21 protein-coding genes and 5 pseudogenes are annotated in these 24,806 nt (G+C 53.2%); 16 read left to right on the top strand and 10 right to left on the bottom strand.

The annotated features are described in order from the left end of the window. Positions 1 to 64: 64 nt before the first annotated feature. From IM304_RS12610 to dbpA, 15 genes and pseudogenes are all read left to right on the top strand, one after another. Entirely contained in the window at positions 65 to 700 is a 636-nt protein-coding gene (locus IM304_RS12610; protein ID WP_370627940.1) for a DUF6708 domain-containing protein, read from the top strand. An 84-nt stretch (positions 701 to 784) separates the two neighbouring features. Then, a complete protein-coding gene (locus tag IM304_RS12605; protein ID WP_193355261.1) occupies positions 785 to 2,008 on the top strand; it encodes a hypothetical protein in 1,224 nt (407 codons plus the stop codon). Further along, positions 2,005 to 5,474 (top strand): annotated as a pseudogene (locus IM304_RS12600) (ImcF-related family protein). Before IM304_RS12605 ends, IM304_RS12600 begins: the two are co-directional and overlap by 4 nt. A gap of 219 nt (positions 5,475 to 5,693) precedes the next feature. Continuing rightward, positions 5,694 to 5,975 (top strand): annotated as a pseudogene (locus IM304_RS12595) (type VI secretion system domain-containing protein); the annotation flags it as partial. Positions 5,976 to 6,002: 27 nt separating this feature from the next. After that, a pseudogene (locus IM304_RS12590) lies at positions 6,003 to 6,275 on the top strand (PAAR domain-containing protein); the annotation flags it as partial. 105 nt (positions 6,276 to 6,380) lie between these two features. Continuing rightward, complete coding sequence (gene tssF, locus IM304_RS12585; RefSeq protein ID WP_193355259.1) at positions 6,381 to 8,135, top strand: type VI secretion system baseplate subunit TssF; 1,755 nt, start codon at positions 6,381 to 6,383, stop codon at positions 8,133 to 8,135. Further along, on the top strand, positions 8,099 to 9,184 hold the full coding sequence (gene tssG / locus IM304_RS12580; RefSeq protein WP_193355258.1) for a type VI secretion system baseplate subunit TssG: 1,086 nt from the start codon (positions 8,099 to 8,101) through the stop codon (positions 9,182 to 9,184). The genes tssF and tssG overlap by 37 nt, the downstream gene beginning before the upstream one ends. Then, positions 9,162 to 9,707 carry a type VI secretion system lipoprotein TssJ gene (gene tssJ, locus IM304_RS12575; RefSeq protein ID WP_193355257.1) on the top strand — a complete coding sequence of 182 codons (546 nt, stop codon included), beginning with the start codon at positions 9,162 to 9,164 and terminating at the stop codon, positions 9,705 to 9,707. Before tssG ends, tssJ begins: the two co-directional genes overlap by 23 nt. Before the next feature lie 37 nt (positions 9,708 to 9,744). Next, positions 9,745 to 10,026, top strand: a pseudogene (locus IM304_RS12570) (type VI secretion system baseplate subunit TssE); the annotation flags it as partial. A 23-nt stretch (positions 10,027 to 10,049) separates the two neighbouring features. Then, complete coding sequence (locus tag IM304_RS12565; protein WP_193355332.1) at positions 10,050 to 10,274, top strand: hypothetical protein; 225 nt, start codon at positions 10,050 to 10,052, stop codon at positions 10,272 to 10,274. 14 nt (positions 10,275 to 10,288) lie between these two features. Continuing rightward, complete coding sequence (locus tag IM304_RS12560) at positions 10,289 to 10,777, top strand: hypothetical protein (RefSeq protein WP_193355256.1); 489 nt, start codon at positions 10,289 to 10,291, stop codon at positions 10,775 to 10,777. Positions 10,778 to 11,090: 313 nt separating this feature from the next. Then, on the top strand, positions 11,091 to 12,221 hold the full coding sequence (locus IM304_RS12555; protein ID WP_193355255.1) for a methyl-accepting chemotaxis protein: 1,131 nt from the start codon (positions 11,091 to 11,093) through the stop codon (positions 12,219 to 12,221). A 90-nt stretch (positions 12,222 to 12,311) separates the two neighbouring features. Beyond that, on the top strand, positions 12,312 to 13,295 hold the full coding sequence (gene zntB / locus IM304_RS12550) for a zinc transporter ZntB (RefSeq protein ID WP_148419714.1): 984 nt from the start codon (positions 12,312 to 12,314) through the stop codon (positions 13,293 to 13,295). Positions 13,296 to 13,575: 280 nt separating this feature from the next. Continuing rightward, positions 13,576 to 13,722, top strand: a complete 147-nt coding sequence (locus IM304_RS12545; RefSeq protein ID WP_274857168.1) for a hypothetical protein — start codon at positions 13,576 to 13,578, stop codon at positions 13,720 to 13,722. A 57-nt stretch (positions 13,723 to 13,779) separates the two neighbouring features. Beyond that, positions 13,780 to 15,153, top strand: coding sequence for an ATP-dependent RNA helicase DbpA (gene dbpA, locus IM304_RS12540; RefSeq protein ID WP_193355254.1), 1,374 nt, complete (start codon positions 13,780 to 13,782; stop codon positions 15,151 to 15,153). A gap of 43 nt (positions 15,154 to 15,196) precedes the next feature. Here dbpA and ttcA read toward each other — a convergent pair whose 3' ends face one another. From ttcA to IM304_RS12495, 10 genes and pseudogenes are all read right to left on the bottom strand, one after another. Continuing rightward, a complete protein-coding gene (gene ttcA / locus IM304_RS12535; RefSeq protein ID WP_193355253.1) occupies positions 15,197 to 16,132 on the bottom strand; it encodes a tRNA 2-thiocytidine(32) synthetase TtcA in 936 nt (311 codons plus the stop codon). 49 nt (positions 16,133 to 16,181) lie between these two features. Next, positions 16,182 to 17,420, bottom strand: a complete 1,239-nt coding sequence (locus IM304_RS12530) for a site-specific integrase (protein ID WP_063149584.1) — start codon at positions 17,418 to 17,420, stop codon at positions 16,182 to 16,184. Position 17,421: 1 nt separating this feature from the next. Continuing rightward, a complete protein-coding gene (xisR, locus tag IM304_RS12525) occupies positions 17,422 to 17,634 on the bottom strand; it encodes an excisionase family protein (protein WP_022651304.1) in 213 nt (70 codons plus the stop codon). Positions 17,635 to 17,698: 64 nt separating this feature from the next. Next, complete coding sequence (locus IM304_RS12520; RefSeq protein WP_020882485.1) at positions 17,699 to 17,941, bottom strand: DUF4060 family protein; 243 nt, start codon at positions 17,939 to 17,941, stop codon at positions 17,699 to 17,701. A gap of 38 nt (positions 17,942 to 17,979) precedes the next feature. Further along, positions 17,980 to 19,065 carry a RecT family recombinase gene (locus IM304_RS12515; protein WP_193355252.1) on the bottom strand — a complete coding sequence of 362 codons (1,086 nt, stop codon included), beginning with the start codon at positions 19,063 to 19,065 and terminating at the stop codon, positions 17,980 to 17,982. A gap of 9 nt (positions 19,066 to 19,074) precedes the next feature. After that, positions 19,075 to 22,212: a RecE family exodeoxyribonuclease gene (locus IM304_RS12510; protein ID WP_193355251.1), complete on the bottom strand. Its 3,138-nt coding sequence runs from the start codon at positions 22,210 to 22,212 to the stop codon at positions 19,075 to 19,077. 140 nt (positions 22,213 to 22,352) lie between these two features. After that, positions 22,353 to 22,517, bottom strand: coding sequence for a YdaE family protein (locus IM304_RS12505; RefSeq protein ID WP_193361517.1), 165 nt, complete (start codon positions 22,515 to 22,517; stop codon positions 22,353 to 22,355). Next, positions 22,510 to 22,664: pseudogene (locus IM304_RS22275) on the bottom strand (hypothetical protein); the annotation flags it as partial. The gene IM304_RS12505 and the pseudogene IM304_RS22275, both read right to left, overlap by 8 nt. A 308-nt stretch (positions 22,665 to 22,972) precedes the next feature. Next, positions 22,973 to 23,872, bottom strand: a complete 900-nt coding sequence (locus IM304_RS12500; RefSeq protein ID WP_193355250.1) for a hypothetical protein — start codon at positions 23,870 to 23,872, stop codon at positions 22,973 to 22,975. Between the two features lie 220 nt (positions 23,873 to 24,092). After that, positions 24,093 to 24,473 carry a helix-turn-helix domain-containing protein gene (locus IM304_RS12495; protein WP_126287727.1) on the bottom strand — a complete coding sequence of 127 codons (381 nt, stop codon included), beginning with the start codon at positions 24,471 to 24,473 and terminating at the stop codon, positions 24,093 to 24,095. A 104-nt stretch (positions 24,474 to 24,577) separates the two neighbouring features. Here IM304_RS12495 and IM304_RS12490 point away from each other — a divergent pair, with 104 nt between their 5' ends. Further along, the gene (locus IM304_RS12490; protein ID WP_114519031.1) at positions 24,578 to 24,805 is read left to right on the top strand and encodes a YdaS family helix-turn-helix protein; all 228 of its coding nucleotides are present in this window, start codon (positions 24,578 to 24,580) and stop codon (positions 24,803 to 24,805) included. Position 24,806 lies beyond the last annotated feature (1 nt).

Below are 24,806 nucleotides of genomic sequence, written 5' to 3'. Positions count from 1 at the left end.
CCGCGCCACCGCCCCTCCCCGCCCCGCCGCCCAGCATCCGGGCCCCACCCCCTCGGGCCGCGTCATAGCTTTATCTATAACCATTTATGCAGTAATCCTTTCATTGCTCATCGGTGGAGATGCAATAGCATATTCTGAAACTGTGTTTGGCAAGTTGTTTAATTTTTTTGCTTTTCTGTTTTTAGATTTTTCCCTCGTTTCGATGACCTTTTCATTTTTTAAAATTTACTTTGCTGAATCTAGAGATCAGCCTATTCGTCTGAACAAAAAAAGGCAGAAGATCTACACCTTTGACTATAAAAGAAAATGGTGGAATCCCTGGGCCAGATGGCCGACGACCATCAAAGCCCATCACTGGGCAGATATTCACGGCGAGATGCGTTTTTCCAGCGACCGCTATACCGGAGGTTTTCAGCTGTTTGCTTCCGTCTGTCAGCCAGGAACGCTGAACGTGGTGGAACGCTTCCAGATTGCCAGTGGCTCTCCTGCTCAGTTGCAGCAGCTTTGGAGCTATCTGTGCCTGTATATGCAAGGTGAGCCCGTGCCGGATGAGGCAGTGAATAAAGGTCGCCCTGATTTCTGGTGCCCGCGTAAAGCCGATAAGTGGCCTGAGGCAATGGAGCGGGAATCGACGACTACACCAGGTGGCGAACAACCATTCGTTTCACGCCAAAAAATATTAACCGACTCTGCAAAATAATCCCTGGCAGGCATTTGTGAGATCGCTCATAGAATGCAGCCAGCCTGCTATTCATTACCGTTTCCTCAAAACAAGAACCGTACTATGCCTGTCGATCTAAAAAACATGCCTGATGTCAGCGCCAGGCCTGCATCCCCCAAATTAGCTCGCTGGATGATGGTGCTGATGATCCTGATTGGATTCAGTATCGTCATTTCCCGTCTGGTGACGGGCAAAAATAACGTATTGCTGACCGTGGGCGCTCCAGCGATTATGCTTGGTGGGTTGCTGTTTATTTTCTTCGTGATTTATCTGCTGCGCGCAATTTCCGCCAATGCCCGGGACAGGGAGCGGGAAAAGACGATCCTCAAAGAAGTTCGCCGGGGCAGACGAGCGCTGCAAATTCTGGCGGCTGAATGCTGCACGGCACACTCCTCTGCGAATAAACCGTTCACGGCAATTGGCAGCAATCTCGTGAAGAATGAGAATGTCTTTTATCCCCAGCAATCCTGGCGCGGGGAGGAAAATACCCGTCTGAGTCAGATAGCCCGTACCGGGGGAGCCAAAGAAGAGCAGCATCTTCAGGCATTATTCAGGGCACTAACCCGCAAACTGGCGCAGCCGCTGTCTTTTCTGCCAGCAGACAAGTCCGTAATGGTGCTTCTGGAGCACTCCTCATCTATATCTGAGGAAAAAGCCTTCTCCCTTTTTGGGGACGCATTGCGGCAGTCAGGTATTCAGCAACCTTTTTCTACCCTTGCCGGGAGTGGTGCGCAGGCGATTGATTACTGGCTCGACCATCATATCCGCAGCGAGGCTGTCCTTCTTGTGGTGTCGTGGCAATACGCACCGCTCAATACCGCAATGTCCGCTGAAGCTATAAGCGGAATACTGCTGGGGAACCGACTGACGCAGGACATCCTTCCGCCGCTGGCCTTTCTTCACCGCCCTGAAGCCGGAGAAGGAGAGCCTGACGCGTTGCACTATGCCATTACTCAGGCGCTCGATTGGGTGCCGGTTGGTGCCGAAAAGCAGGAGCATCTTTGGCTTAGTGGGGTTGATGCTGAAACCGAAGCGCATGCCGCTTTGATGAAAGGCATTAGTGCTACAGGTCTGAAAAATGTCGACCCGCAGGTGGGTTTTCATAATTTTAATGATTTTCTGGGTGATCCCGGTAACGCATCACTCTGGCTTGCCGTGGCAGGTGCCACACAATCAGTACAACAACAACCGGCACATCACTTACTGATTAGCCGCGATCAACAAACTGGAAAGGTCTGGAATATGGTTGTATCCCCTGCGTCTTCACCTAAGGAGGGCGAAGCATGAGGCGCTTCCTCTCGCTGTTTAAAAAACCGGAAATTGTGTTCTGGCTTGTGGTGTTAATTGCGCTGGTTTGCAGCCTTGTCGTGGTGAGTATCGTCTACTGGCTGCCTGAAAGGCTACAGCTCATCAGGGAAACCTCCGCCTGGTATGCCTGGCTGAGCGGCTCTGTGGCAGCAAGTATTGCACTGGCCATAACTGGAGTATTTCTTTTCTTTGGTGCGCGAGCTGAAGGTAAACGCAGCTTCAGTAAAGAGCGGCAAAATGCGCAGGGTGATGATGTTAAGACGCCACGAAAGGAAGATTTAACTCCTGTATCTGCTGCAGTGACGACCAGTCAACAGATTCTCAACCACCTTCGTCGTCGCTACCACCTCTTATGGCACCGCAAAGTCCGTTTTCTGCTTGTTACCGGCGATGAGGTGGCAATCGAACAACTAGTACCCGGCCTGCAACAGCAGCAGTGGCTTGAAGGCAACCGCACCGTGCTGATTTACGGCGGCAGCCTGGCATCGGAGCCTGACCGTGAAAAATACATCGCGCTGCGTAAACTGCGTCGCGGTCGTCCCCTGGATGGAATTATCCGCGTCGTACCGCAGTCGCTTAACCTCACCCCTCAGATTAGTGACAACGATTTACGCGGCCTGGAAAAAATCAGCGAACTGCTGCGCTATTCCGCTCCGGTCTGGCTGTGGCAGCTGTGCGACAGCAACTGGTCGCAGGGTACGCGTCCTGAGCAGACGGTAGGGGCAAGCTTCCTGCTGCGTGCCAAAGCTGGAGATATTACCCGTCAGCTTGAGTTGATGTTACCTGCATTGCGGACGCAGGGGATAAGTCAGGTCGTTGAAAACAACAGCCACGACTTCCTGTTGCGCCTTGGTCAGCATCTCCAGGACGGCGGTATCGTCCGCTGGGCTCAGCAACTGGTGCCATGGCTCTCTGTTTCTCAACAGCGCGTTCCGCTGCGGGGGCTGATGTTCAGCCTGCCGGAGAAGAAAACTGCCGGTACGTCAGCGAGCACAGCCGACGCTGAGCGGTATATTCCGGGGTCACAGCGTCATGCACTGACCCTGCCGGCAACCTGGCAGGGTATCGTTGACGACTGCACCCGCGTGCGTGGCCGCCGTGTCGGTATGGCGTGGGAGCAGACGCTTGCCTGGACGCTGATGGCCATTATCGGTCTCTGGGGGGCGGGAACACTGCTGTCGTTCGCGGTTAACCGGTCCCAGATAGTCTCTGTTGCGCAGCAGGCGCATGCACTGGTGGAGCACCCTTCCGTATCGGATTACCAGCTGACGGCCCTGCATACTCTGCGCAATGATGCCGGCCGCCTGCAGCACAGTATCCAGGACGGAGCGCCCTGGTATCAGCGCTTCGGCCTCGACCATAATCAGCAGCTGCTCGACGCGATGCTGCCCTGGTACGGCGTGGCAAACAACCGCCTGATACGCGATCCGGCAAATGAGGCGCTTAAGCAGAAGCTCAGCGTACTGGCAAATTCTGTCCCAAACAGCGACCAGCGTGCGCAGCTGGCCAAACCGGGCTATGACCAGTTGAAAGCCTGGCTGATGATGGCCCGTCCGGATAAAGCCGATGGCGCATTCTTCGCACAGACCATGAAAACCGTGCAGCCGACGCGGATGGGTATTTCAGTCGGCCTGTGGCAAAGCCTGTCACCGGATTTGTGGGCTTTCTATATATCCGAAATGCCAGCGCAGCCACAGTGGAAAATCACGCCGGATGCGCAGCTGGTCAGCCAGGGCCGCCAGGTGCTGCTGCAGCAGATAGGACGGCGCAACGCGGAAAGCACGCTGTACGTGAACATGCTCAAATCCGTGCGCCGTAACTTTGCCGATGTGTCTCTGGAGGACATGACCGGTGGTACCGATGCCCGTCGCCTGTTTACCACCGATGAGGTGGTACCGGGAATGTTCACCCGTCAGGCCTGGGAGGGGGGATTCAGCAGGCTATCGAAAAGGCCGCAAATTCCCGCCGGGATGAAATCGACTGGGTGCTGAGCGACAGCCGAAAAGCCGTCTCCTCAGACCTGTCGCCGGAAGCCCTGAAAGCGCGTCTGACACAACGCTACTTCACTGACTTTGCCGGCAGCTGGCTGAGCTTCCTCAACAGCCTGCAGCTTAATCCGGCAAATAATATTGCAGACGTTACCGACCAGCTGACGCTGATGAGTGATGTCCGCCAGTCACCGCTGATTGCCCTGATGAATACCGTCGCCTGGCAGGGACAGACCGGGCAGCAGCGCGAAGCTCTTTCGGACTCTATCATCAAATCGGCTAAAGACCTGGTGGGCGGGCAAGACAAACCGGTGATTGACCAGTCAGCGGCAGGCCCGCAGGGGCCGCTGGATAACACCTTTGGCCCTCTGCTTCAGGTTCTGGGTAAAAACAAGGGCAGCAACGTCATGTCGGCTGACAATTCACTGAGCCTGCAGACGTATCTGACCCGTATCACGCGCGTGCGCCTGCGCCTGCAGCAGGTGGCAAGCGCCTCTGACCCGCAGGCGATGATGCAGACCCTGGCGCAGACCGTATTCCAGGGTAAAAGCGTGGACCTGACCGACACCCAGCAGTACGGCAGTCTGATTTCGGCAAGCCTTGGCGAGGAGTGGAGCGGTTTTGGCAGCACGATGTTTGTACAGCCGCTGACTCAGGCCTGGGAAACCGTGCTTCAGCCGTCGGCGGCGAGCCTCAATGACAAGTGGAGCCGCTCCGTGGTGACGAACTGGCACACGGCATTTGACGGACGTTTCCCGTTTGCCGCGAGTAAAAGTGATGCCTCCCTGCCGATGTTGGCTGAATTTGTGCGTAAGGACAGCGGACGTATTGCTCGCTTCCTGACGACAGAGCTCGGTGGTGTTCTGCACAAGGAGGGCAGCCAGTGGGTGCCGGATAAGGTCAACAGCCAGGGGCTGAGTTTTAACCCGGCCTTCCTGCGGGCGATAAATCAACTGAGCCAGCTGTCGGACATCCTGTTTACCGACGGCAGTCAGGGCATCAGCTTTGAGCTGCAGGCGCGCCCGGTACCGCAGGTGGTGGAGACGCAGCTGACCATTGATGGACAAAAGCTGCACTACTTCAACCAGATGGCTGACTGGCAGTCCTTCCGCTGGCCTGGTGACACGTACAAGCCGGGGACGATGCTGACCTGGGCCACGGTCAACGCTGGTGCGCGTCTGTTCGGGGATTACAGCGGGACCTGGGGCTTTATTCGCTGGCTGGACCAGGGCAAGTGTGCGCAGCTTGACCGCAGTCAGTGGATGATGAGTTTCACCGCGCCGGATGGCCGCACCCTGCAGTGGGTGCTGCGTTCACAGCTGGGCAGCGGGCCGCTGGCGTTACTGGCACTGCGCGGCTTCACGCTGCCCGATCAGATTTTCAGCGTCGACAGCGTGGCCACGGCGCAGGCGCTGATGGCCAGTACGGAAAGCAGTGATATGGACGAAACTGAATAATGGATATTTAGCAGAATCTGGTTGCCGCCTGTCAGGCGGATGAAACCCTGCTGTGCCAGCAGGCGCAGACTCGTACGGAACGCTGGCTTGCCCCGACCGGTGCTACCCGTCCAGCGGGTGAAGTCCCGGGATATGGCGATGATTTCCAGCGCATTCGCGAGGAGGTCAATAAGCTTTCCGGCATCGATACCGGGCTGATTTGCACGCTTGCCGAAAAACTGGTTGCTGCGCCTGCTGATGACCCGCGTGGCCGATCAAAAGGGCAAAAATGAACTGGCCCTGCATCTGCTGGGTGAACTTGACGGTGCAGCGCAGGTCATCCCCCTCACGCAGTGGACGCCAGCGCTATTGTTTGAAGTGAAATCGCGCCGTCTCAGGCTACTGTGCATGAAAGCCGCCCGCAGTGAAACCGATAAGTCAAGGCTTCAGCCAGAGCTGGACCAGCTTCTGGCCGGTCTGATTGCGCTCGATCCGACAGGCAGTGCGGTGCTTTGCGGTTGAATTGTTGATGAACTAAGGATGTGAAAAATGGCGAAAGGTTACTATCTGGTAAAGGGTGACATGACCACTTGCGGTGGAAAAATCCTTGAAGGTGATCCGACCGATACCGTCATGGGGATCCCTGTAGCCCGGGAGCAGGAGAATGTGACCTGCGGAAAACATGCCGGCACGTACAAAATAGTGGGACATATTCCGAACAATAATGCCAAGGGCCGGAAATATGCTGGTTCGCTACATAGCATCAGCAGTTGCCCCTGCGGCGCAAAGTTTATCCCTTCCCGTTATGAACGTACTTATGATGGCTAACGACAGTATCTGCCATCGTTATGTTTTTTCACCTTATGCTGAAGATACTACAGGGCACAGTTGTGCTCTGAATCCCACGAAAACAAAGCAAAAATAACTATGGACGACTTAACCCTGCGTTATTACGACGCTGAAATGCGCTACCTGCTGGAAGCCGGCGAAGAATTTGCCCGCGCTCACCCCGAGCAGGCAGCAATGCTCAATCTCGATAAAGCGGGCGCGCGCGACCCGTACGTGGAACGCCTGTTCGAGGGCTTTGCCTTCCTGATGGGGCGCCTGCGCGAGAAGCTCGATGACGACCTGCCGGAACTGACCGAAGGGCTGGTCAGCCTGTTATGGCCGCATTACCTGCGTACCATTCCGTCGATGTCGGTTGTGGAATTCACCCCCGACTGGCGTGAGATGAAAGAGCCGATGCGTATTGACAAAGGCTTCGAAGTGAACTCGCGACCTATCGGTGAGAAGGGTACACGCTGCCGGTACACTACCACCAGAGAGATAATCCTTCAGCCACTGGCTCTGGAGCATGCCCGCCTGTCGACCGATCCGGACGGGCGTTCGGTCATCAGCCTGCGTATTAACTGCAGCCATCTTGCTGACTGGAGCCGTGTCGATCTCTGCCAGATCCCGTTCTATTTCAACGCTGACGCGCCGCTGGCCTGCGCTATGCATGAAGCCTTTACCATGAACACTGCGCGTCTCTGGCTGCGGCTGCCGGGTGACACGGACAGAAGGCCGCTGGACGGGTATTTCACCGCACTGGGGTTTGGTGATGATGACAGGCTGTGGCCGAAGGGTGACAGCAGTTTCAGTGGTTATCAGCTGCTGCTGGAGTACTTCACTTTCCGCGAGAAATTCATGTTCACGGGGCTGTGCGGACTGGAGAGCGTGGTCTTCCCGGCTGAACTCCCCTGGTTTGAAATCGACGTGGTGCTGGCGGAGCGCTGGGAGCATGACTTCAGCTTTACCGAAAAGCATCTGCGTCTGAACTGCGCTCCGGTCATTAATCTGTTCCCGCTGGAATCCGACCCGCTGACGCTCAATTCCCTGCAGACCGAATACATGCTGCGCCCGATGCGCGTGCAGGATGGCCATACCGAGATATACACCGTGGATACGGTGATGTCATCGAGCCAGCATACCTACGTACCGTTTTCCAGCTTCCGCCACAAGGGTGGGATGATGCGCCATGAAGCCCCGGAATATTACTACCACACCCGCGTGCGCCGTGGCCCGTCAGGTCTGCATAACACCTGGCTCATCCTCGGTGGAGAAGCGTTTGATAACCATACGGTGCCGGAAGATGAGAGCCTGTCGCTGACGCTCACCGGTACCAACGGCCAGCTGCCACGACGTGCGCTGCAGAGCACCGTGCTCGATACGGTGATGAAAACCACCTCGGCCAGTATCGCCGTGCGCAACCTGTGTGCGCCGACATTGCCCTGCTATCCCCCGGCGCAGGACCGTTTTCACTGGCGGGTACTGAGTCACCTCGGCAGCAGCTTCCTTTCGATGATGGATAACGCCGACGTGCTGCGAGGCACCCTGGCGCTGTATGAATGGACCGACAGCGAGATGAACCGCCGTCGCCTGGAGGCCATCATTGACGTGAAGCACAGTGAAACCGAACGCTTTGAGCAGGGCTATCTGGTCCGTGGCGTGCAGATTGAGGTGACGCTCGACAGCCATGGCTTTGCCGGGCGCGGTGACATCTGCCTGTTTGGTGAGATGCTGAGCCGTTTCTTCGCGCTCTATACCGACATCTATCTGTTTAACCGCCTGATTATCATCCTGCAACCGACCGGAGAACGCCTGGAATGGGAAGAGAAGCACAACCGCCGTATTCCCGGCTGACCCCGCGGCTGGAGGCTGACGTTAACCGGATAAACTTTTACCGTTTCTGCCAGCTGCTGGAGAAACTGAATCCGGACCGGCCGCTGATGGGCTCAACGAGTCATCCTGGTGACGACCCGGTGCGCTTTGCGCCTCATCCGGGGATGGGATTTCCGGGAAGCGAACTGAAAGCCGTTGAGTATGACGAAGAGGATGACAGCAAACCACCGCTCATCCGCGCCACGTTTATGGGGATGTACGGCGTGGATTCACCACTGCCAACCGCCTATCTTGACGACATCACCCAGCGCCGGGAAGGGCATGACGCGCTGCAGGGCTTTCTGGATATCTTCAGCCACCGCATCCTGACGCAGTTTTACCGAATCTGGCGTAAGTACTCTTACCCGGCCACCTTTGAGCCGGGCGGGACCGACAGCACTTCGCAGTCGCTGCTGGGCCTGGTGGGGCTGGGTATTCCCGGTACCGCGAACCACATTGCCACACCGATGTCCCGCTTTCTGGCTCTGCTTGGTGTGCTGCAGCAACCGGGGAAAACCCAGGAGGGGATACAGGCCCTGGTGAGCCTGCTGGCCCCGGATACCACCGTGACGGTCAGCCCGTACTGCCTGCGTCCGGTGGAGGTCACTCGGCCGCTGGGTTTTTACGGTGATGACGACTTTCTGCTGGATGGCAACACGCCACTTGGCGATGAAGCAATGGATGCCAGCAGCCAGCTGCTGATTGCCCTCTCCACCGAAAACGAACAGGAATCGCAGGGCTGGAAACCGGACGGTCTGCTGTATCAGGACTTTCTGGTGATGCTGCGGGTTTATCTCGGCTGGCGCTTCAAGGCAAAGATCACCCTGACCACTCTGACCACACTGCTGGCCGCTCCGCCGCTCGGCGAAGAACCTTTCTGGCTCGGCATGAATGGCGTGCTGGGAGCGGAGGAGAGGACCTTTGCGGCCGATATCCCGCCGTCCTTTACGACGGAGCTGGGCTATTACACCGGCCTGCAGCCTGCAGTACCACAACAAGGAAACCGACGTGTTACGTACAAATTTAACTAAACCCGCATGCTGGCTGCCTGCACTGCTGGCGTTAAGCCTGACGGGCTGCGGGGTGACGCAGGGTATCGCCGATGGCACCAAATCGGCATTTAACGCTGTGTTCTACAAAAAGATTAAGGTGCTGCATCTGGATTTCACCGCCCGTGAAGCGCTGAACACCGATTCCCGCGAGAGTAACTCACTATCTGAACCGGTGGTGGTTCGTGTCTACCAGCTGAAAGACCGCAAGACCTTCGACAAAACGGTCTATCAGCAGTTGCTCAAGGACGGCGACACGATCCTGAAAGCCGATCTGCTGGCGACCCGCGAGGTGGTGGTAAAACCGGGCGGGGATGCGAATCTTGATATGCCAATGGAAGAAGGCGCGCAGTTTGTCGCGGTGGTGGGGCTATTCCGCCATCCGGACATGGTCAACAACACCTGGAAGCAGGTTCTCAGACGTGAAGATCTCGATCCGGATAACCCCCGTATTCTGGAAGCCGGGAATAACCATCTGACATTACAACCGCTGAAGGATGACTGATGCCACAGGGACACAGCGCGGTATCGCTGTATGGAATGGTCTGCCGGATATGACTAAAATCCTGCAGGGAATGCCGGGTACGGCCCATGAACTGGTGGGGGCGTTATCGGCTGTATTACTTAAGTATGAGCCGCGGCTTAAGAAAATCGATGTGGTTCTGCTTGAGCAGACTGTACCGGGAGAACTGCGCTATGCCATCGACGCGGAGCTCAAGGGCATCGGACTGGTGCGCTACGGTACTGAATTTAAGCCGGAGGGCAGGGTGTTAATCCGTCATCTGAAACAGCAGAAGTATCTTGATACCCGCGCTGTACTTTGATCTCTAATCAGGCCGAAACCATCATGACAACACAATACGAACGCCACCTCAGAGCCTGCAGCGATCCGCAAACGCTTGTGGATTATGCCGTCCTTCGCGATGAGATGAACAAACTCCACCAGCTCAGGGCATTACCGGATGGGCAACTCCTGCCTGCGGCTCAGCAAATCCAGACCGAACAACATCTTCAGCAGTTGTTTGTAAGCTATGCTCTGCAGAAGTGCGAAAAGCATCATAAAACCATTTAATACAGGGAATTAACGTGTCAGCAAGAGAGCGTTTTTTTAAGAAAATACAGCAGAATAAGAGTAATAAACCGCTAATTATAAATACGGCTGAGGACGAAGTCAGGGCATTCTGTGAACGGATGGAGGACCTCGCGCAGCAGATTATCACCTGGTTCGAGGGTTCTGGTATTGATGTCGTGTTATCGAGGAAACATATCAACGATTTTAGTACCGTTGGCTACAGCCTGAGTAGCGGCATATGCCGTTATGATATTACGACGCTCATACTGCAAAATGGAGACCGCAGCGTCAGTATTATGCCAGAACGGCTGATGAGTGGTTCAGAAAAGGGATGTATGACGATGCGTATTACTGCTCCCGGCAGCAGTTCAGGGACGCAAAATTTTCAATTATGTATGGCCCCTGAAACAGGCTGGTATATACGACGTGAGCATCAAAGCGCAAAAGAGAATGTAGTTATGACAGAAGATTATTTCTTCAAGATCGTTGACTGCCTTGCCTGAACGCAGGCCTACGAAACTGCCATAAAGTCGCCCATAAACAAGATACAGAACCAACGATAATTTATTAAGCCTCGCTTAACAATTTTGCATTGCGGTATTCTCCCTTAAATATCCGGCTAACCATATTTATGAAGGACTAATAACCACATTAATGCCTTTGCATTTGCGCCTGGCTGCACTTTTTCTGCGCCTTAAGCGAAACTTTTGAGGTTATACTGCAAAACGATAATCCGGTCACGAACCTGAGGACAAAATTACCCGGCAATGCTATAACCCTTATTGCCAACCCAAATATAAAGCCGCAGGAAGATGTATGCTAAGAAATATTAGTGTCAGGACGTTTATTACCTATTTTCTTTTATGTGTATTTTTGGTAAGTGATGGAGTGATAACAATATTCTCAGGCAGCTTGTCGCTTTTTATTGCTGTTATTATTGTTCAATCTGTCGCCTTATTTTTACTCTGGGCGTACATGACAAAATACCTTGTGACGCCGATCAATACGGTGAAAAAAAGTATTGAAGAAGTCACGTCGGGTAACCTTGGGGTGTCGATTCCCGAGTTCGGTAACAACTGTGCGGGGCGGCTGATCCCGGGAATTAATAGTCTCTCCAGCAATATCGCAACGCTGGTGCGCGAGATCCGCGCGTCGTCGCACACTGCCATGACGCTTTCTGAACAGCTCTCTTCCCGCAGCGCGGAGCTTTCCGTCAAAACAGAACAGCAGTCAGCCTCTCTGGTCCAAACGGCGGCCAGCATGGAACAGATGGCTGCGAGTACCAAAAATAATGCAGACAATACCCGTTTAGCCAGCGAGCAGGCGAATGCTGCGACTATGCGGGCGCGTAAGGGCGGGGAGTTAATGGGGCAGGTTGCAAACAATATGCAATCGATAACCGAATGTGCCCAGCAGATGACGGAAATTATCTCGATGATTGACGGTATCGCTTTCCAGACCAATATTCTGGCGCTTAATGCCGCTGTGGAAGCGGCAAGAGCGGGTGACCATGGTAAAGGGTTTTCCGTCGTGGCCGGTGAGGTCCGAAGCCTGGCGCATCGCAGCGCCGAAGCGGCAAAAAACATTAAATCATTAATAGAAGTCACCAGCCATAACGTGACCCAGGGCGTCACGGTAGTATCGGAGGCGGAAAAAAATATGCACGACATCGTAGCCGGCTCGGGCAATGTCAGCAGACTGATGGATGACATTTCCGCCTCTACGTCGGAACAGGAAAAAGGCATTTCACAAATAACTCAGGCACTATCAGAGCTTGAGCGCGTCACGCAGAGCAACGTCTCGATGGTAGAAGAACTTAATGGTTCATCAGACGTGCTGCGCAATCAGGTGATTGAACTACAAACGCGAACGCGTAACTTCCGCCTGAATAATGAATACCCGCCTGACGATGCGCTAAAGCGCCGCAAGTGGGCGGTGAATTCCTGAGCATATTCAGGACCATGCCTCACATAATTATTGCTTAACCCTCGGCGAAAGCTAGACTGACACCGGAAGAGTTAAAACGGTGGAGGCGCTGTGGAAAGCATAAAAGGGTCTGAGGTTAACGTTCCTGACGCAGTTTTTGCGTGGGTGTTTGATGGACGTGGTGGCGCAAGACCGCTGGAAGATACGGATGAAATCGACAGTGAACATCCATGCTGGCTGCATCTCAACTACACCCATCCAGACAGCGCAGACTGGCTCGCATCCACCCCGCTGTTGCCTAATAACGTCCGGGATGCGCTGGCGGGAGAAAGCCTCAGGCCGCGCGTCAGCCGGATGGGTGAGGGCACGTTAATTACGTTGCGGTGTATTAATGGCAGCACGGATGAACGTCCGGATCAGCTTGTGGCAATGCGTGTATATATGGATGAACGCCTGATTGTCTCCACCCGCCAGCGAAAGGTGCTGGCGCTGGATGACGTTATTAACGATCTGAAAGAGGGCACGGGACCAACGGATTGCGGCAGCTGGCTGGTTGATGTATGCGATGCGTTGACCGATCACGCCAGCGAGTTTATTGAAGAACTCCACGATAAAATCATCGATCTGGAAGATAATCTTCTCGATCAGCAAATCCCCCCACGAGGCTTTCTGGCGCTGTTGCGTAAGCAACTTATCGTCATGCGCCGCTACATGACTCCGCAGCGCGACGTTTACGCGCGTCTGGCCAGCGAACGCCTGAGCTGGATGAATGACGATCAGCGTCGCAGAATGCAGGATATCGCTGACCGGCTCGGCAGGGGGCTGGACGAGATCGACGCCTGTATCGCCAGAACGGCGGTCATGGCGGACGAAATAGCCCAGGTGATGCAGGAGTCTTTGGCAAGAAGAACGTACACCATGTCGCTAATGGCGATGGTCTTTTTACCGAGCACGTTCTTAACCGGGCTATTTGGCGTCAATCTCGGGGGGATCCCCGGCGGGGAATACCATTACGGCTTCACCACGTTTTGCGTCATGTTAGTGGTTTTAATTGGCGGTGTTGCGTGGTGGTTGCATCGCAGTAAATGGCTGTAAATTTACGCTTTTATGATGCATTGTCTGCTTCAAAACGACATTTTAATTGAGCGAAGTCAATAAACTCCGACCCTCTAAGGTGCAATATTACTCCCGCAGGTGAATGCAACGTCAAGCGATGGGCGTTGCGCTCCATATTGTCTTACTTCCTTTTTTTGAATTACTGCATAGCACAATTGATTCGTACGACGCCGACTTTATAGTCGGCTTTTTTTTGCCTCCTGTTTCTCAGCGTCTACCCTTTAGGGGACAACACCAAAACCTGGAGGAAAAGATGAGTATGCTACTTACCCTGCACCTGGTGAATACGCGTCAGTCCGATCCGGTGCCAACCGATCCGACCCCAATGCCTGACCCCATCCCCCGTCCGCAGCCGATGCCGGACCCGCCACCGGATGAAGAGCCGATTAAATTGTCGCATCGTTAGCGGAGATCTGCGAGGATACGCGCCATCTGACCGTAATCTTTACCACGAGAGTATATTGTGACCGCTTTTTCCACGCTGAATGTTCTGCCTGCTGCCCAACTCACTAACCTGAATGAGTTGGGCTACCTGACTATGACACCTGTTCAGGCCGCTGCCCTGCCAGCCATCCTCGAAGGCCGTGACGTGCGCGTGCAGGCTAAAACCGGCAGTGGTAAAACGGCTGCATTCGGTCTTGGCCTGTTACAGCACATCGATGTAACCCTGTTTCAGACCCAGTCTCTTATTCTCTGCCCAACGCGCGAGCTGGCCGATCAGGTGGCGGGCGAGCTGCGTCGCCTGGCGCGCTTTTTACCGAACACCAAAATTTTAACGCTATGCGGTGGACAACCTTTTGGTGCGCAGCGCGATTCTCTTCAGCATGCGCCGCATATCATTGTGGCGACGCCGGGTCGTCTGCTCGATCATCTGCAAAAAGGCACCGTTTCACTTGATGCGCTGCAAACGCTGGTGATGGATGAAGCAGACCGCATGCTGGATATGGGATTCAGCGACGCGATTGACGACGTGATCCGCTTCGCGCCTGCCTCTCGTCAAACGCTGCTCTTTTCTGCCACCTGGCCCGAGTCGATTGCGGCGATCAGCGGGCGCGTGCAGAAAGATCCGCTTACCATCGAAATTGATACCGTTGATGCATTGCCAGCAATTGAACAGCAGTTCTATGAAACGTCGCAGCAGGGCAAAATTCCGCTGCTGCAAAAATTACTGAGCCAGCACCAGCCCGCGTCCTGCGTGGTGTTCTGTAACACCAAAAAAGATTGTCAGGCTGTGTGTGATGCCCTGAATGAAGCCGGGCAGAGTGCGTTATCGCTGCACGGCGATCTGGAGCAGCGCGATCGCGATCAGACCCTGGTGCGTTTCGCTAACGGCAGCGCTCGCGTGCTGGTTGCCACGGACGTGGCGGCCCGTGGGCTGGACATTAAATCTCTAGAGCTGGTGGTCAATTTTGAGCTGGCATGGGATCCAGAGGTGCATGTACACCGTATCGGACGCACGGCGCGTGCCGGCAACAGCGGTCTTGCTATCAGCTTCTGCGCGCCTGAAGAGGCTCAGCGCGCCAACATTCTTGCAGAAATGCTGCAAATGAAACTCAACTGGGTGAGCGCACCAGGCCACACCAGCGTTGTTCCGCTTGTGGCGGAGATGGTTACCCTTTGCATCGACGGCGGTAAGAAAGCCAAAATGCGTCCGGGTGACGTTCTGGGCGCGTTAACAGGGGATATCGGTCTGGATGGGACAGATATTGGTAAAATTACGGTTCATCCGGCACATGTCTACGTGGCGGTTCGCCAGCCGGTTGCTCACAAAGCCTGGAAACAATTGCAGAACGGGAAAATTAAAGGGAAAACCTGTCGCATTCGACTGCTGAAGTAAGCTGAAGAAGCGTCTCAGAAGCGGTTTCTGAGACGCTGTAAGGTTATTTTACTTCCACCACGTTCAGGCGTAGTTCATCGAATTGCGCATCATCTTCTTCCGGCTGCCAGCCGGCAGGCTGCATCGGGATCTCTTCGCGGTCAAACGCCAGGTCGCCACCGTTTATTACTTCTGAACCATGGTTGATGCCTTTAAAATCGAACAGCTCGATGTCGGCCAGGTGCGAAGGAACCACGTTCTGCATGGCGCTGAACATCGTCTCGATACGACCCGGATAGCGTTTATCCCAGTCACGCAGCATGTCGCCAATCACCTGACGCTGCAGGTTAGGCTGAGATCCGCACAGGTTGCATGGAATGATAGGGAAGGCTTTGGCCTGTGAGAAACGCTCGATGTCTTTCTCGCGACAGTAGGCGAGCGGGCGGATGACGATGTGTTTGCCGTCATCACTCATCAGCTTCGGCGGCATGCCCTTCATTTTGCCGCCGTAGAACATATTCAGGAACAGCGTTTGCAGAATGTCGTCACGGTGGTGGCCCAGCGCGATTTTGGTTGCGCCCAGCTCCGTTGCTGTACGGTACAGAATGCCGCGGCGAAGACGGGAGCAGAGCGAGCAGGTCGTTTTGCCTTCAGGGATCTTCTCTTTAACAATACCGTAGGTATTCTCTTCTACGATCTTGTATTCAACGCCCAGTTTCTCCAGGTACTCCGGCAGGATATGCTCCGGAAAGCCCGGCTGTTTCTGGTCGAGATTGACCGCCACCAGGGAAAAGTTCACCGGTGCGCTTTGCTGAAGATTGCGCAGGATCTCCAGCATGGTATAGCTATCTTTACCCCCTGACAGGCAGACCATAATACGGTCGCCTTCTTCAATCATGTTGAAGTCTGCAATGGCTTCGCCCACGTTACGGCGCAGTCGCTTTTGCAGCTTGTTCAGGTTGTATTGCTCTTTTTTGTTAATTTCTTGATTTTCTTGCATTTATTACTACCTTCGGAGCCAATAGGGGCATAATAGGGGCAAAAATTTTTCAGCGTGCCAGCTTATCGTTAAGCATCAGCACCTGTTCGCCATTCATTTCTTCAATCCACGCACCGTAGACTTCATAAACCATTTGCGCGTTTTCATGCCCCATCTGGCTGGCTATGAAAGACGGGTTAGCGCCGGCAGATAAAAGCCAGCAGGCAAAAGTATGCCGCGTATGGTACGGATTCCGGCGGCGAATACCAGCACGTTTTACAGCTGCGTTAAATCTGGAGCCGATACTCGATAAAGAGTAGTAGGCCTTCTGTATGCCCTTGCGCATCCTGGGCATGAAAACAAATCTCAGGTTTTGATATTCCATCGCACCATACTCACGGTGATGAAAAACAATCTCGGTTTTGGGCTGTAACGAAGTCAGCGTACGCTGTGCCTTCAAGGCCTCTAGTGCTGGCTCTAATAGCGTGATAACTCGATCACCTGCATCGGTTTTGGGTGGGACGAACATTCCTAGCGCATTAAGGTTGCGCTGTATATGAGCCGTACCTTTTTCCCAGTCGATATCTTCCCAGGCAAGAGCTGCAAGCTCTCCATGACGGACACCAGTATAAACTGCGAACGTCCACATATTGAGGCTTTGGCCACGCTCGGATTCCGCAAGCAAACTAAACTCCTGCTTCGTTAAAGGATCCGGTTTTACTTTCCCTTTGTGTAGTTTCTTGATCCCTTCAAAGGGTTTGCCACTGATAAAGCCAGATTTGTGTGCAAACCGAAGAAGGGAGCACAGAAGCGATATATAGTTGTTCACGGTACGCACAGTGCGTCCCTGTTTGTTACTTCTGGGATTTGCCAGGTAAAGTGTCTCACCGTTCAACAGCTCCTTTCTGTATTTCAGAATGTCGCTGTGGCGTATAGTTGAAACAGGCGTATCTCCGTTAATGATGTGCATTAACGTACCGAGTTGTGAGCGAGTCTTACGCATGGTATTCGCGCTAATTTCGGTTTCTTTAATGCTCGTCCACAGTTCACACAGCTCTGAAAAGGTTTGAACTGAAACAGTGGTTACGGTTTTTTTTGCTCTGGACGATGAAGGAAAGCGCTGGTGGTAATCAAACTCTCCAAGGTTGATCTCACTAACGATCACAGCCCGAAGATTCCCGGCTTTTTTGATGTTCGCCGGGGTGTTAATCCAACCTTTGAGGATTTCTCGGCAACGCTTTCCCCGGTACATAAACCAGATACAAATCTTATTGTTTCTGATTTCGACACCTGTAGGCAAAGCTGCCATCTTACGCATCCCTTATTAACTGATTAATTCTCGGATAGTTGTACCAGGTTGTGCCACGCAAGGTTTTTTCCCCAGAAGGCGATATCCGTTTAAAATGGACACCTTCTACCCAGCAGCCCTGGCGATACTTCTCAATCTGTCGTTGGGTCAGGCCTGTTTTTTCTGTGAGCCTGGCGCCAACAACCCATTCTTCGTTAAAAATTACCTGCGACATGGTTCACCTCAGGTAACCGGCATGAGTATAGATATGCCGGTCTTCAGTCGTTGATATTTCAGTTTCAGTTTGCCTGGCCGGGCAGGGAGCGCAGTCGGCGCATGCCGGTCATTGCCGTGGCCACGTAGCTTGCCTTGCAGTTGACCACTTCAACCCAGACCTTCACGCCTTCCACTCTCACCGTATAGGTCTCTTTCATCTTGCTGCGCCCATAGTCGCCGTATCTTTGCTGGTGGGCTGCGAGTGCGATTTCACATGCCTGGCGAGCCAAAGGGGATTGCTTACTGCCTCGGTTAATCAGTCGCATTTCTTCTCCTTGAGGGAGGGTTTCCCCTCCCGATCTCGTTAGTCCACGTATTCCGGTTTCATATCCGCCAGGGTGATGCTGAATTGACCATGCAATTCGTCACCCAGATGGCGTTTGGACGCTGCAAGAACTCGCTCTACCTCTGTGAACCGCGCAGCTGCGTCGGGCTCATCTGAAGGTGGCAAGGAATTGATAGCTGCTTCGACTTTGTTCCGTGCATCAACCAGGTAGTAGCGCTTCACGGCCTTGTTTTTCAGCTCAGTGAACAGGGCAGAACCCAGCGTTGCTTTCACGGTTTCAATATCAGCGCGCAGAGCTTTAGCGCTATTCACATCCTGAGCCGCCTCGATGCGACCACGGAAATCATCAGCAAGTGCATCGATGTTTTGAGCTGATTCCTGAGCCGTTTGAGTCGTAGTGACGTTGTCACCTGAAATGTCTGCAAGGCTAACGTGCTGAGCCGGTGCCGGGTTTACCTCTCGTTCTTCACGACGATCATCGAGCTCATCCGGGGTATAAACGCCCAGAATCACATCCGGGCAGAACAGTCTCGCCCAGCGTTTTACGGCCAGGTACGCCAGCTGCTGGCGAGGGTCATCAGCCCAAAGGGTAGAATTTCGGGTACGGGCCTGAGCCAGCAGCAAATCGAGTTCTCTAGGCTGATCTTCACCTTTAAGCGTTGCGCGGATAATGATGCCGATCCCGGCTTCATCAGCCAGGGTCCAGCCTGGGACCCGGTACTCGCCTTTGTCGCCTTTACGGATATGGAATTTTCCAACGACCTTTTCCCATGGCCCATACCATTCATAATCAAATCGGCTGGCCAGTACCCCGCTGCGTGAAATGACGGCATTAACGAGCTGCGCTTCATACCCGAGCACACCGTTAATCAGGTGCGTCTTCTGCGCCACAGCAAAGGGATTCATCTGCCACTGTGCCGCTTGCATCGCTACAGCCATGCAGTCGGCTTGGTTGCCCTGCAGGTGTTTAGGAACAGTCGCGGTGCCTTGCGCCATAATCTGCGCGAACGTGCTGATGGCGTTCAGATATTGGGAATCGAACAAAGCCACGTTGGAGTTAATAACGGTGTTCTGGTCAGCAACGGTAACGTTAGTGTTATGCATAAATCCCCCTTAAGCCTGAGCGCGCAGCGCTTCGAGGCGGCGCAGGTCGAAGTCGTTCAGTTCGTCGGTGTAATCGTCGATGATTGGCGCTGGCCATTCCCCTGTGTCGAAGCCGGTTGCTATAGCGCGCATTGCCTTTCGGTACTCGAGCATGCCCAGTTCCAGAAGGTCTGCGGATGCCTCGATGATGGCGATCCAGTGGTAGCTCTCGTCTTTGTTGACGAAAATCCAGAAGAACTGGTCCAGCGCCGCGGTCTCGCAATACATAGCCGCACTGAGGTGGTAGTCCCGATCAATGATTTCCCGGTGCAGCCTGGCGCGCAGGCTTTCCTGCTTCACATTCCACATGCTGATGGTTTTCAGGTCAGCACCGATGCGCACGCCGTCCAGTTCAATCTCGAGATCGGGGCGTACACGCACTTCTAATCCGGTTTCGTCGTCAAAACCGAAGTAACTCACTTCAACGGCGCGGCTTGGATGTGTCAGCAGCATGCCGGCGGTCGGGTGCCCTAGGAGTGCAGACTGAATTGCCCGCGCTGTGGCCAACTGCTGGCGGGTAACCAATATCTTTTCGCCAGGGTTGTTGCGCCAGGCATCCAGCAGTTCGTCGGCGAAGATGGCATCGGGCTTAACTGATTTAACTGCCTGGATCATGTCTGCTTTGGTACCGGACACTTTCAGCGGTGTCGGTTTCTGCGCTTCTTGCGCCACCAGGTCTGGATTGATGATCGCTAATTGCTCGAGTAGCGCATCACGGCTGCCGCTGGTTTTAACCGGCACGGGCAGGGTGGCGTTGTACTCTTTGATGCATGCCTTCATTGCCGTTGCTGTCTGCTTCTGACCTTCTTCAATACGCTGGTACTCAACAGGGAGAGCCATATAGCTTTGAGCCGTTTCTTCCAGGCTGGCGCCAAGCGGCACTGGAGCGGGAAGGGATGCGTTATGTTCTTCAAGCAACGCTTTAATCTCGTCTGCACTCAGCAGCGCCGGCAGGCTGGCGTTGTACGCGTCGATGAACTCGCGCAGGGTTGCGGTGGTGGTGAAAGCACCCTCCGGGATCTCTGGTTCTACGCTGAACTCTGCTTCGAGGTTTTCCGGCTGCAATGCAAGGGCGTGCACCAGGTTTCCCATGTCCAGCACTTTGGATGTTGTGCGAGGGATAGTTTTAGCTACATGGCGCGCATTGAAGTACATCAGGCTGACGCGGGCATCTTTCACCTGAGTTGAGCTGATGCCGTTTGCTGCGTGATAAACATCATTCGGCAGACCTTCGTAGCGGCCAGGTTCGAAGTAGGCCGGGTATTCGATTACTGGCTCTGACTGTTGCTCTTCCGGCGCTATGGAATCTGTCTGCGTATTAGCTGCATAAGCGCCTTCGCCTGGTTGTACCGAATCAACATCTTCGTCTTTCTCTGGCTTAGCCGTTTCCATCTGCACATCGCTGGTGGTCTCCGCTGTGTATTTCGTGTTTTCGACTTCATTTGAGGAGGTATTGACGACCGGTTCGGTATTTCCACCCATCAGGCCATCGATGGAGAACACGCCGCTGCCGAGATTTTCAACCTGCGGTTGTTCAGCTGGGGCTTCAGTCTCAACTACAGGAGTCGGCAACGGCAGTAATTTCACAGCAGAGTTAAATTCAGCCGTCATGGTTTTATTCACAAACTCAAGATGAGCCGCTGGCGTGTGGTGGATGTTTTCTGGCGCGATGCGGATCAAGTTGAAGATTGCCGCACGGTTAACCGCCAGTATGCCGGGCTGATTACGCAGGATGGCGCTCCATGATTTCCATGGTTCTTCTTTCTTCGCCACGATTTCTTTGGCACGTCGTAACACGCTCGAAGGAATTTCGAAGTGGTGGAAGTCCATAGGCAGTAGGGCGCATGCGATCTCAAGATCGAGAGTGTCCAGAGTGTGATGCGCGCCTTCTCCGCGATCCGTTACATAGCCGCCGTCGGCATTGGTACCAGAATCGGTGCGCTGAACATTACTAATGCGGTTACCGGCTGCCCATTCGCGAACGAGAATGCCGCGGTCAATGTAATCAGTCGCAGCCCAGATTCTGGTGAATCGGAGAACCAAAGCGAGTTCGTGACGCTTCTCCTGGCTGAACACTTTGCGAATGGCGTCGGTGTAGCGCCACAGGTCTTTGGTATCGTAACCCTTCACCTCTTCGCAGTTTTCTGCCGCCAGCAGCAGGTTCTGGACATAGCTGTTATCAGTGTCCATCTCCAGAGCGCTGATACCTTCGTATTCTTCGCGGGTTAAGTGGTGGCGCAGTTCTTCGGCGGTGAACTGGGCGAGGAGCTGCTTGCGGAAGGGCATACTAACGACTGGATAACGAGTGGTTTCGTCATCATTCTCGTCAATCTGGATACCGTTATCAGGTTCTGGATCCTGATCGGTTGTAACGCCGGTCTCGCTGGTGCTTTCTGATTTGAGAAGTGTAAGCTTTCCGCTTCTCCACTCTCTAACTAACTCATTGCGGTCACCTGCATCTACCCTCAACCAGTCGGCCATGAAAGCAGCAAGTAGCTTTACTTCGTGCTCTTCATCTGGCGCAAATACCTGCTTAATCGCCTGAACCAGTTTCCACTCAGCGTTCAGGCTGAGTTCGTCAACTTCAGGGATATCGTTCTTCGCCTGTAGCAGGTTTTGGAGATAGGTGTTGCCTTCATCCAGTGACATTTCGCTGGCAGCCAACTGCTGCTCTTTAGTGATATTTGACTGGTATTTGTCGCTGGTCAGATGGACGGCAAAACGGACCGCTGGAGTGCGGTTTTCAAGCGGGACACTTTCGACGGTGGTTTCGACATTAACGGTCGTCTCCGGTGCGGCAGTGTTGTCCACGGCACTAGTCGACTCATCGCCAGCCTTTGGCAGCCAGATGCGTCCATCGTCCTGCAGTTCGTAGCGTTTGCACCAGGTGTAATCCACGGTGTTTTCTTCCGGGAGGTCGTTATACACCGGGAAATCGGTGCGAACCGGTTTGGCGTAATCCTTACCGCGTCCGGTTTCAATACCAGCATCTTCCAGCTCAACATCGAGCTGCAGGTTGGCACGGGCTTCTGATTTCGCAGTGAACCAAATCACTGCGTCTTCTTTGCCTGATTTATGCGTAGCCTTAACTACATAGAAAAATTCCATGTGAGATCCTCTTTTTTGGATGTAAGATCCCCGGGCCAGAGATAGCGCCCATTGGGTGAACTTTGGTTTTTTAAGTAGTTTTCCGGTGTAACTTTGGTCGGGAGCACCGGACGTACGGGCCGCCTTGCGCGGCTTTTACGTTATGCCTCGTGGGCCATCTGGTCGTACGAAGCACAACGTTCAGAGCAGTATTCTTTTTCTTTGCGCGCCAGCTGTGAGCCGTTGCGGTAGAGAAGGGTACTTTTGACTACTTCCCCCGGTTTAACCGGCTTGCCGCAGTACCCGCATTTCGTTGAGTTACACATCTGGATTCCCCTTTTGCGCCAGCAGGTAGCACAGGCGGCGAAGAATCACCTCGAAGAAGTTAAGTTTCACGGCCTGTTGCCGTCCTGGTTTGCGTGCGAAATCAATCATTCTCACCTCGTTTGCCTTATCGCCGGCCAGCGGAACGTTTACACCTGATGCGCGTTAATCTCTCCACCTCATCCGACTCTTCATATGCCGTCGGCGGCTACTTCGTTGGCGTCCTGCCTTGGTGGTCCGTAGTACATCGAAGTGATTTCATATTAAGCTTGGGGCTTAATTAATGTCAAGTCTTGGGCGAATTTAAGGGTTAAGTTTCAGACTTAGTTGTGATGTTTGATGGACTAGAAGGTAAAAAACCCGACGCTATGGTCGGGTTCGGTGAGGTCATATTGAGAATGGTCGGAGGCGCTGATGTGTTAGTGCATTGAATACAAAGCGCTGAAGTTGGTTAAGGTTATTTGATTATTTCTTTGATAAATACTTCTTTCGGCTGGTATTTCTTATCAGACGATTTGAGTTGATAAGTAATTGTAATATCAGCCCTTACAACGAATTTCCCAGCAAAGTCTGATGGTTTTACATTAGGACCAAGTACTATATTTACTCTTCGGTCTATAAGCCCTGGGATTACTGCGGCCCAGCCTTTCTCGGGATTATCGAGGTCTAATGCACGGATTTCAACATCCACATCAGAGTGATCCTGTGTATAAGATTCTGGCGTGAATACAACTTCAGTTGGAGCTTTTTTGATGGTGTCAGCTGGAATTGTAACAGTGCCGCCACCTGTGCCAATGACCATTGTAGCTTCATCATCTGCTCTTGCTGGCGCAAGCGTCTTTATGGAACTCTTTGCAAGAGTCTTCTTGTTGGTAACAGTGCTTTCGATTATAGCCTGAAGACGTTCTGGTGAAATGTTGGCCTCACCTGCACCAATATTAATAATCGTATTGTTATTAGCTTCAAAGTGGGAGGTATTGTTAGGAGCCATCGCCTTAGTTGCAAGAACTAAGCCATATCCTACGAGACCTATCACAACAGCACCAACGAGAGCGTTTCTCATTTTCCCCTTTCCGAGCTTCGCATGTGCGGCAGCAAGAAACTTGTCCATTTCCTCTTGTGTGCCAAAGATAAGTTTAATAACAATATCTTCATACAGGCTTCCTGCTTCCAATCGAGCTACATGCACAGATATATCAAGAATGTTAGCACCGGTCAGCTCCTGCAAAACTCCTTCAGATTGTTTTGCGATGCTTTCCCATCCCTGAAGGGAAGTGATTACATCTTTGATGCTTACAGGTTCTTTAGTTGAATAATATATGTTTTCGGTAAAGGATAAAGATAATTCTTGGGACATCCTGAGCCCTCGTCGTTTCAATTAATTTGCTGTATATGGTCAAAATTAAACCACCCTCGTTTACGGTGGATGGATCTGCGTAGGCTAACTGATCTGTCTTATGCGCTTGGTGCTGCATGATTATCCACCACAAACCACAACAGAAAGGCCTCCGCAAAATAGCTTCCGGAATGGGGAATGCAATCCCTTCTTGAAGTGGTTCTTACTTGCTAAGTCATTCCTAATCGCCTTTAATCCTGCGCCCCATGTACTTGGCATACAATTCGTCGAGTTCTTTTAGCCGTAGTGACACGATCCGTAACATGTTTTGCTGCTCTTCTTCTGGCAACTGGCGATAGAGCTCCAGTAGACGCTGCTCGTCAGGCTTAAGACCGTCTTTTTCGCCAACGTCTTCACCGAGCAACCATGGCACAGATACACCAGCTGCGTCAGCAACTGCAAGGGCGGATTTCTTACTGATCACACCTTTCTTAAACCAGCCGTTTACAGATTGCGGAGTAACCCCAGCAACCCTAGCCATATCGGATTTAGTCATACCACGGCCATTCAGCTCTGAAAGGCGGTCGACAAGTAGTGGATTAAGTACGGTTTTCTCTTTCATGGTTAGAAGAATAAGCCTTTTGCTTAAACTTTAAAATTCGCCTCGGGCTTGACAATTGATTAAGCTCTAGGCTTAATTAAGCGATGTTCAATTCGGAGACAATGATGAACGGGTTAACTAAAGCTATTAAATCAGCTGGCACAGCAACAAATCTCGCATCCATGCTGGGTATAAAACCTATGTCGGTTAGTCGCTGGAAAAACCGATATCACGGTGTGGTACCTGCAGAACGGGTCCTGCCAATTTACTTAGTAACCGGCGTAACTCCTCACGAGCTGCGCCCAGATCTATACCCAAACCCCACTGATGGTTTACCTAAACAGGAGCCCTAAC

This window comes from Enterobacter cloacae complex sp. P40C2 (assembly GCF_014930695.1).
In the GTDB taxonomy this organism is placed as follows: Bacteria; Pseudomonadota; Gammaproteobacteria; order Enterobacterales; family Enterobacteriaceae; genus Enterobacter; species Enterobacter pasteurii.
This window is presented reverse-complemented; position numbering and strand designations above follow the sequence as displayed.

Coding starts and splice junctions, on each gene's coding strand:
- IM304_RS12555 (WP_193355255.1), top strand. CDS start 11,091: ATGCTAAGAAATATTAGTGTCAGGACGTTTATTACCTATTTTCTTTTA.
- xisR (WP_022651304.1), bottom strand. CDS start 17,634: ATGTCGCAGGTAATTTTTAACGAAGAATGGGTTGTTGGCGCCAGGCTC.
- tssF (WP_193355259.1), top strand. CDS start 6,381: ATGGACGACTTAACCCTGCGTTATTACGACGCTGAAATGCGCTACCTG.
- IM304_RS12510 (WP_193355251.1), bottom strand. CDS start 22,212: ATGGAATTTTTCTATGTAGTTAAGGCTACGCATAAATCAGGCAAAGAA.
- IM304_RS12495 (WP_126287727.1), bottom strand. CDS start 24,473: ATGAAAGAGAAAACCGTACTTAATCCACTACTTGTCGACCGCCTTTCA.
- ttcA (WP_193355253.1), bottom strand. CDS start 16,132: ATGCAAGAAAATCAAGAAATTAACAAAAAAGAGCAATACAACCTGAAC.
- IM304_RS12520 (WP_020882485.1), bottom strand. CDS start 17,941: ATGCGACTGATTAACCGAGGCAGTAAGCAATCCCCTTTGGCTCGCCAG.
- IM304_RS12545 (WP_274857168.1), top strand. CDS start 13,576: ATGCTACTTACCCTGCACCTGGTGAATACGCGTCAGTCCGATCCGGTG.
- IM304_RS12530 (WP_063149584.1), bottom strand. CDS start 17,420: ATGGCAGCTTTGCCTACAGGTGTCGAAATCAGAAACAATAAGATTTGT.
- IM304_RS12605 (WP_193355261.1), top strand. CDS start 785: ATGCCTGTCGATCTAAAAAACATGCCTGATGTCAGCGCCAGGCCTGCA.
- IM304_RS12565 (WP_193355332.1), top strand. CDS start 10,050: ATGACAACACAATACGAACGCCACCTCAGAGCCTGCAGCGATCCGCAA.
- IM304_RS12515 (WP_193355252.1), bottom strand. CDS start 19,065: ATGCATAACACTAACGTTACCGTTGCTGACCAGAACACCGTTATTAAC.
- IM304_RS12490 (WP_114519031.1), top strand. CDS start 24,578: ATGAACGGGTTAACTAAAGCTATTAAATCAGCTGGCACAGCAACAAAT.
- tssG (WP_193355258.1), top strand. CDS start 8,099: ATGGGAAGAGAAGCACAACCGCCGTATTCCCGGCTGACCCCGCGGCTG.
- IM304_RS12500 (WP_193355250.1), bottom strand. CDS start 23,872: ATGTCCCAAGAATTATCTTTATCCTTTACCGAAAACATATATTATTCA.
- IM304_RS12505 (WP_193361517.1), bottom strand. CDS start 22,517: ATGTGTAACTCAACGAAATGCGGGTACTGCGGCAAGCCGGTTAAACCG.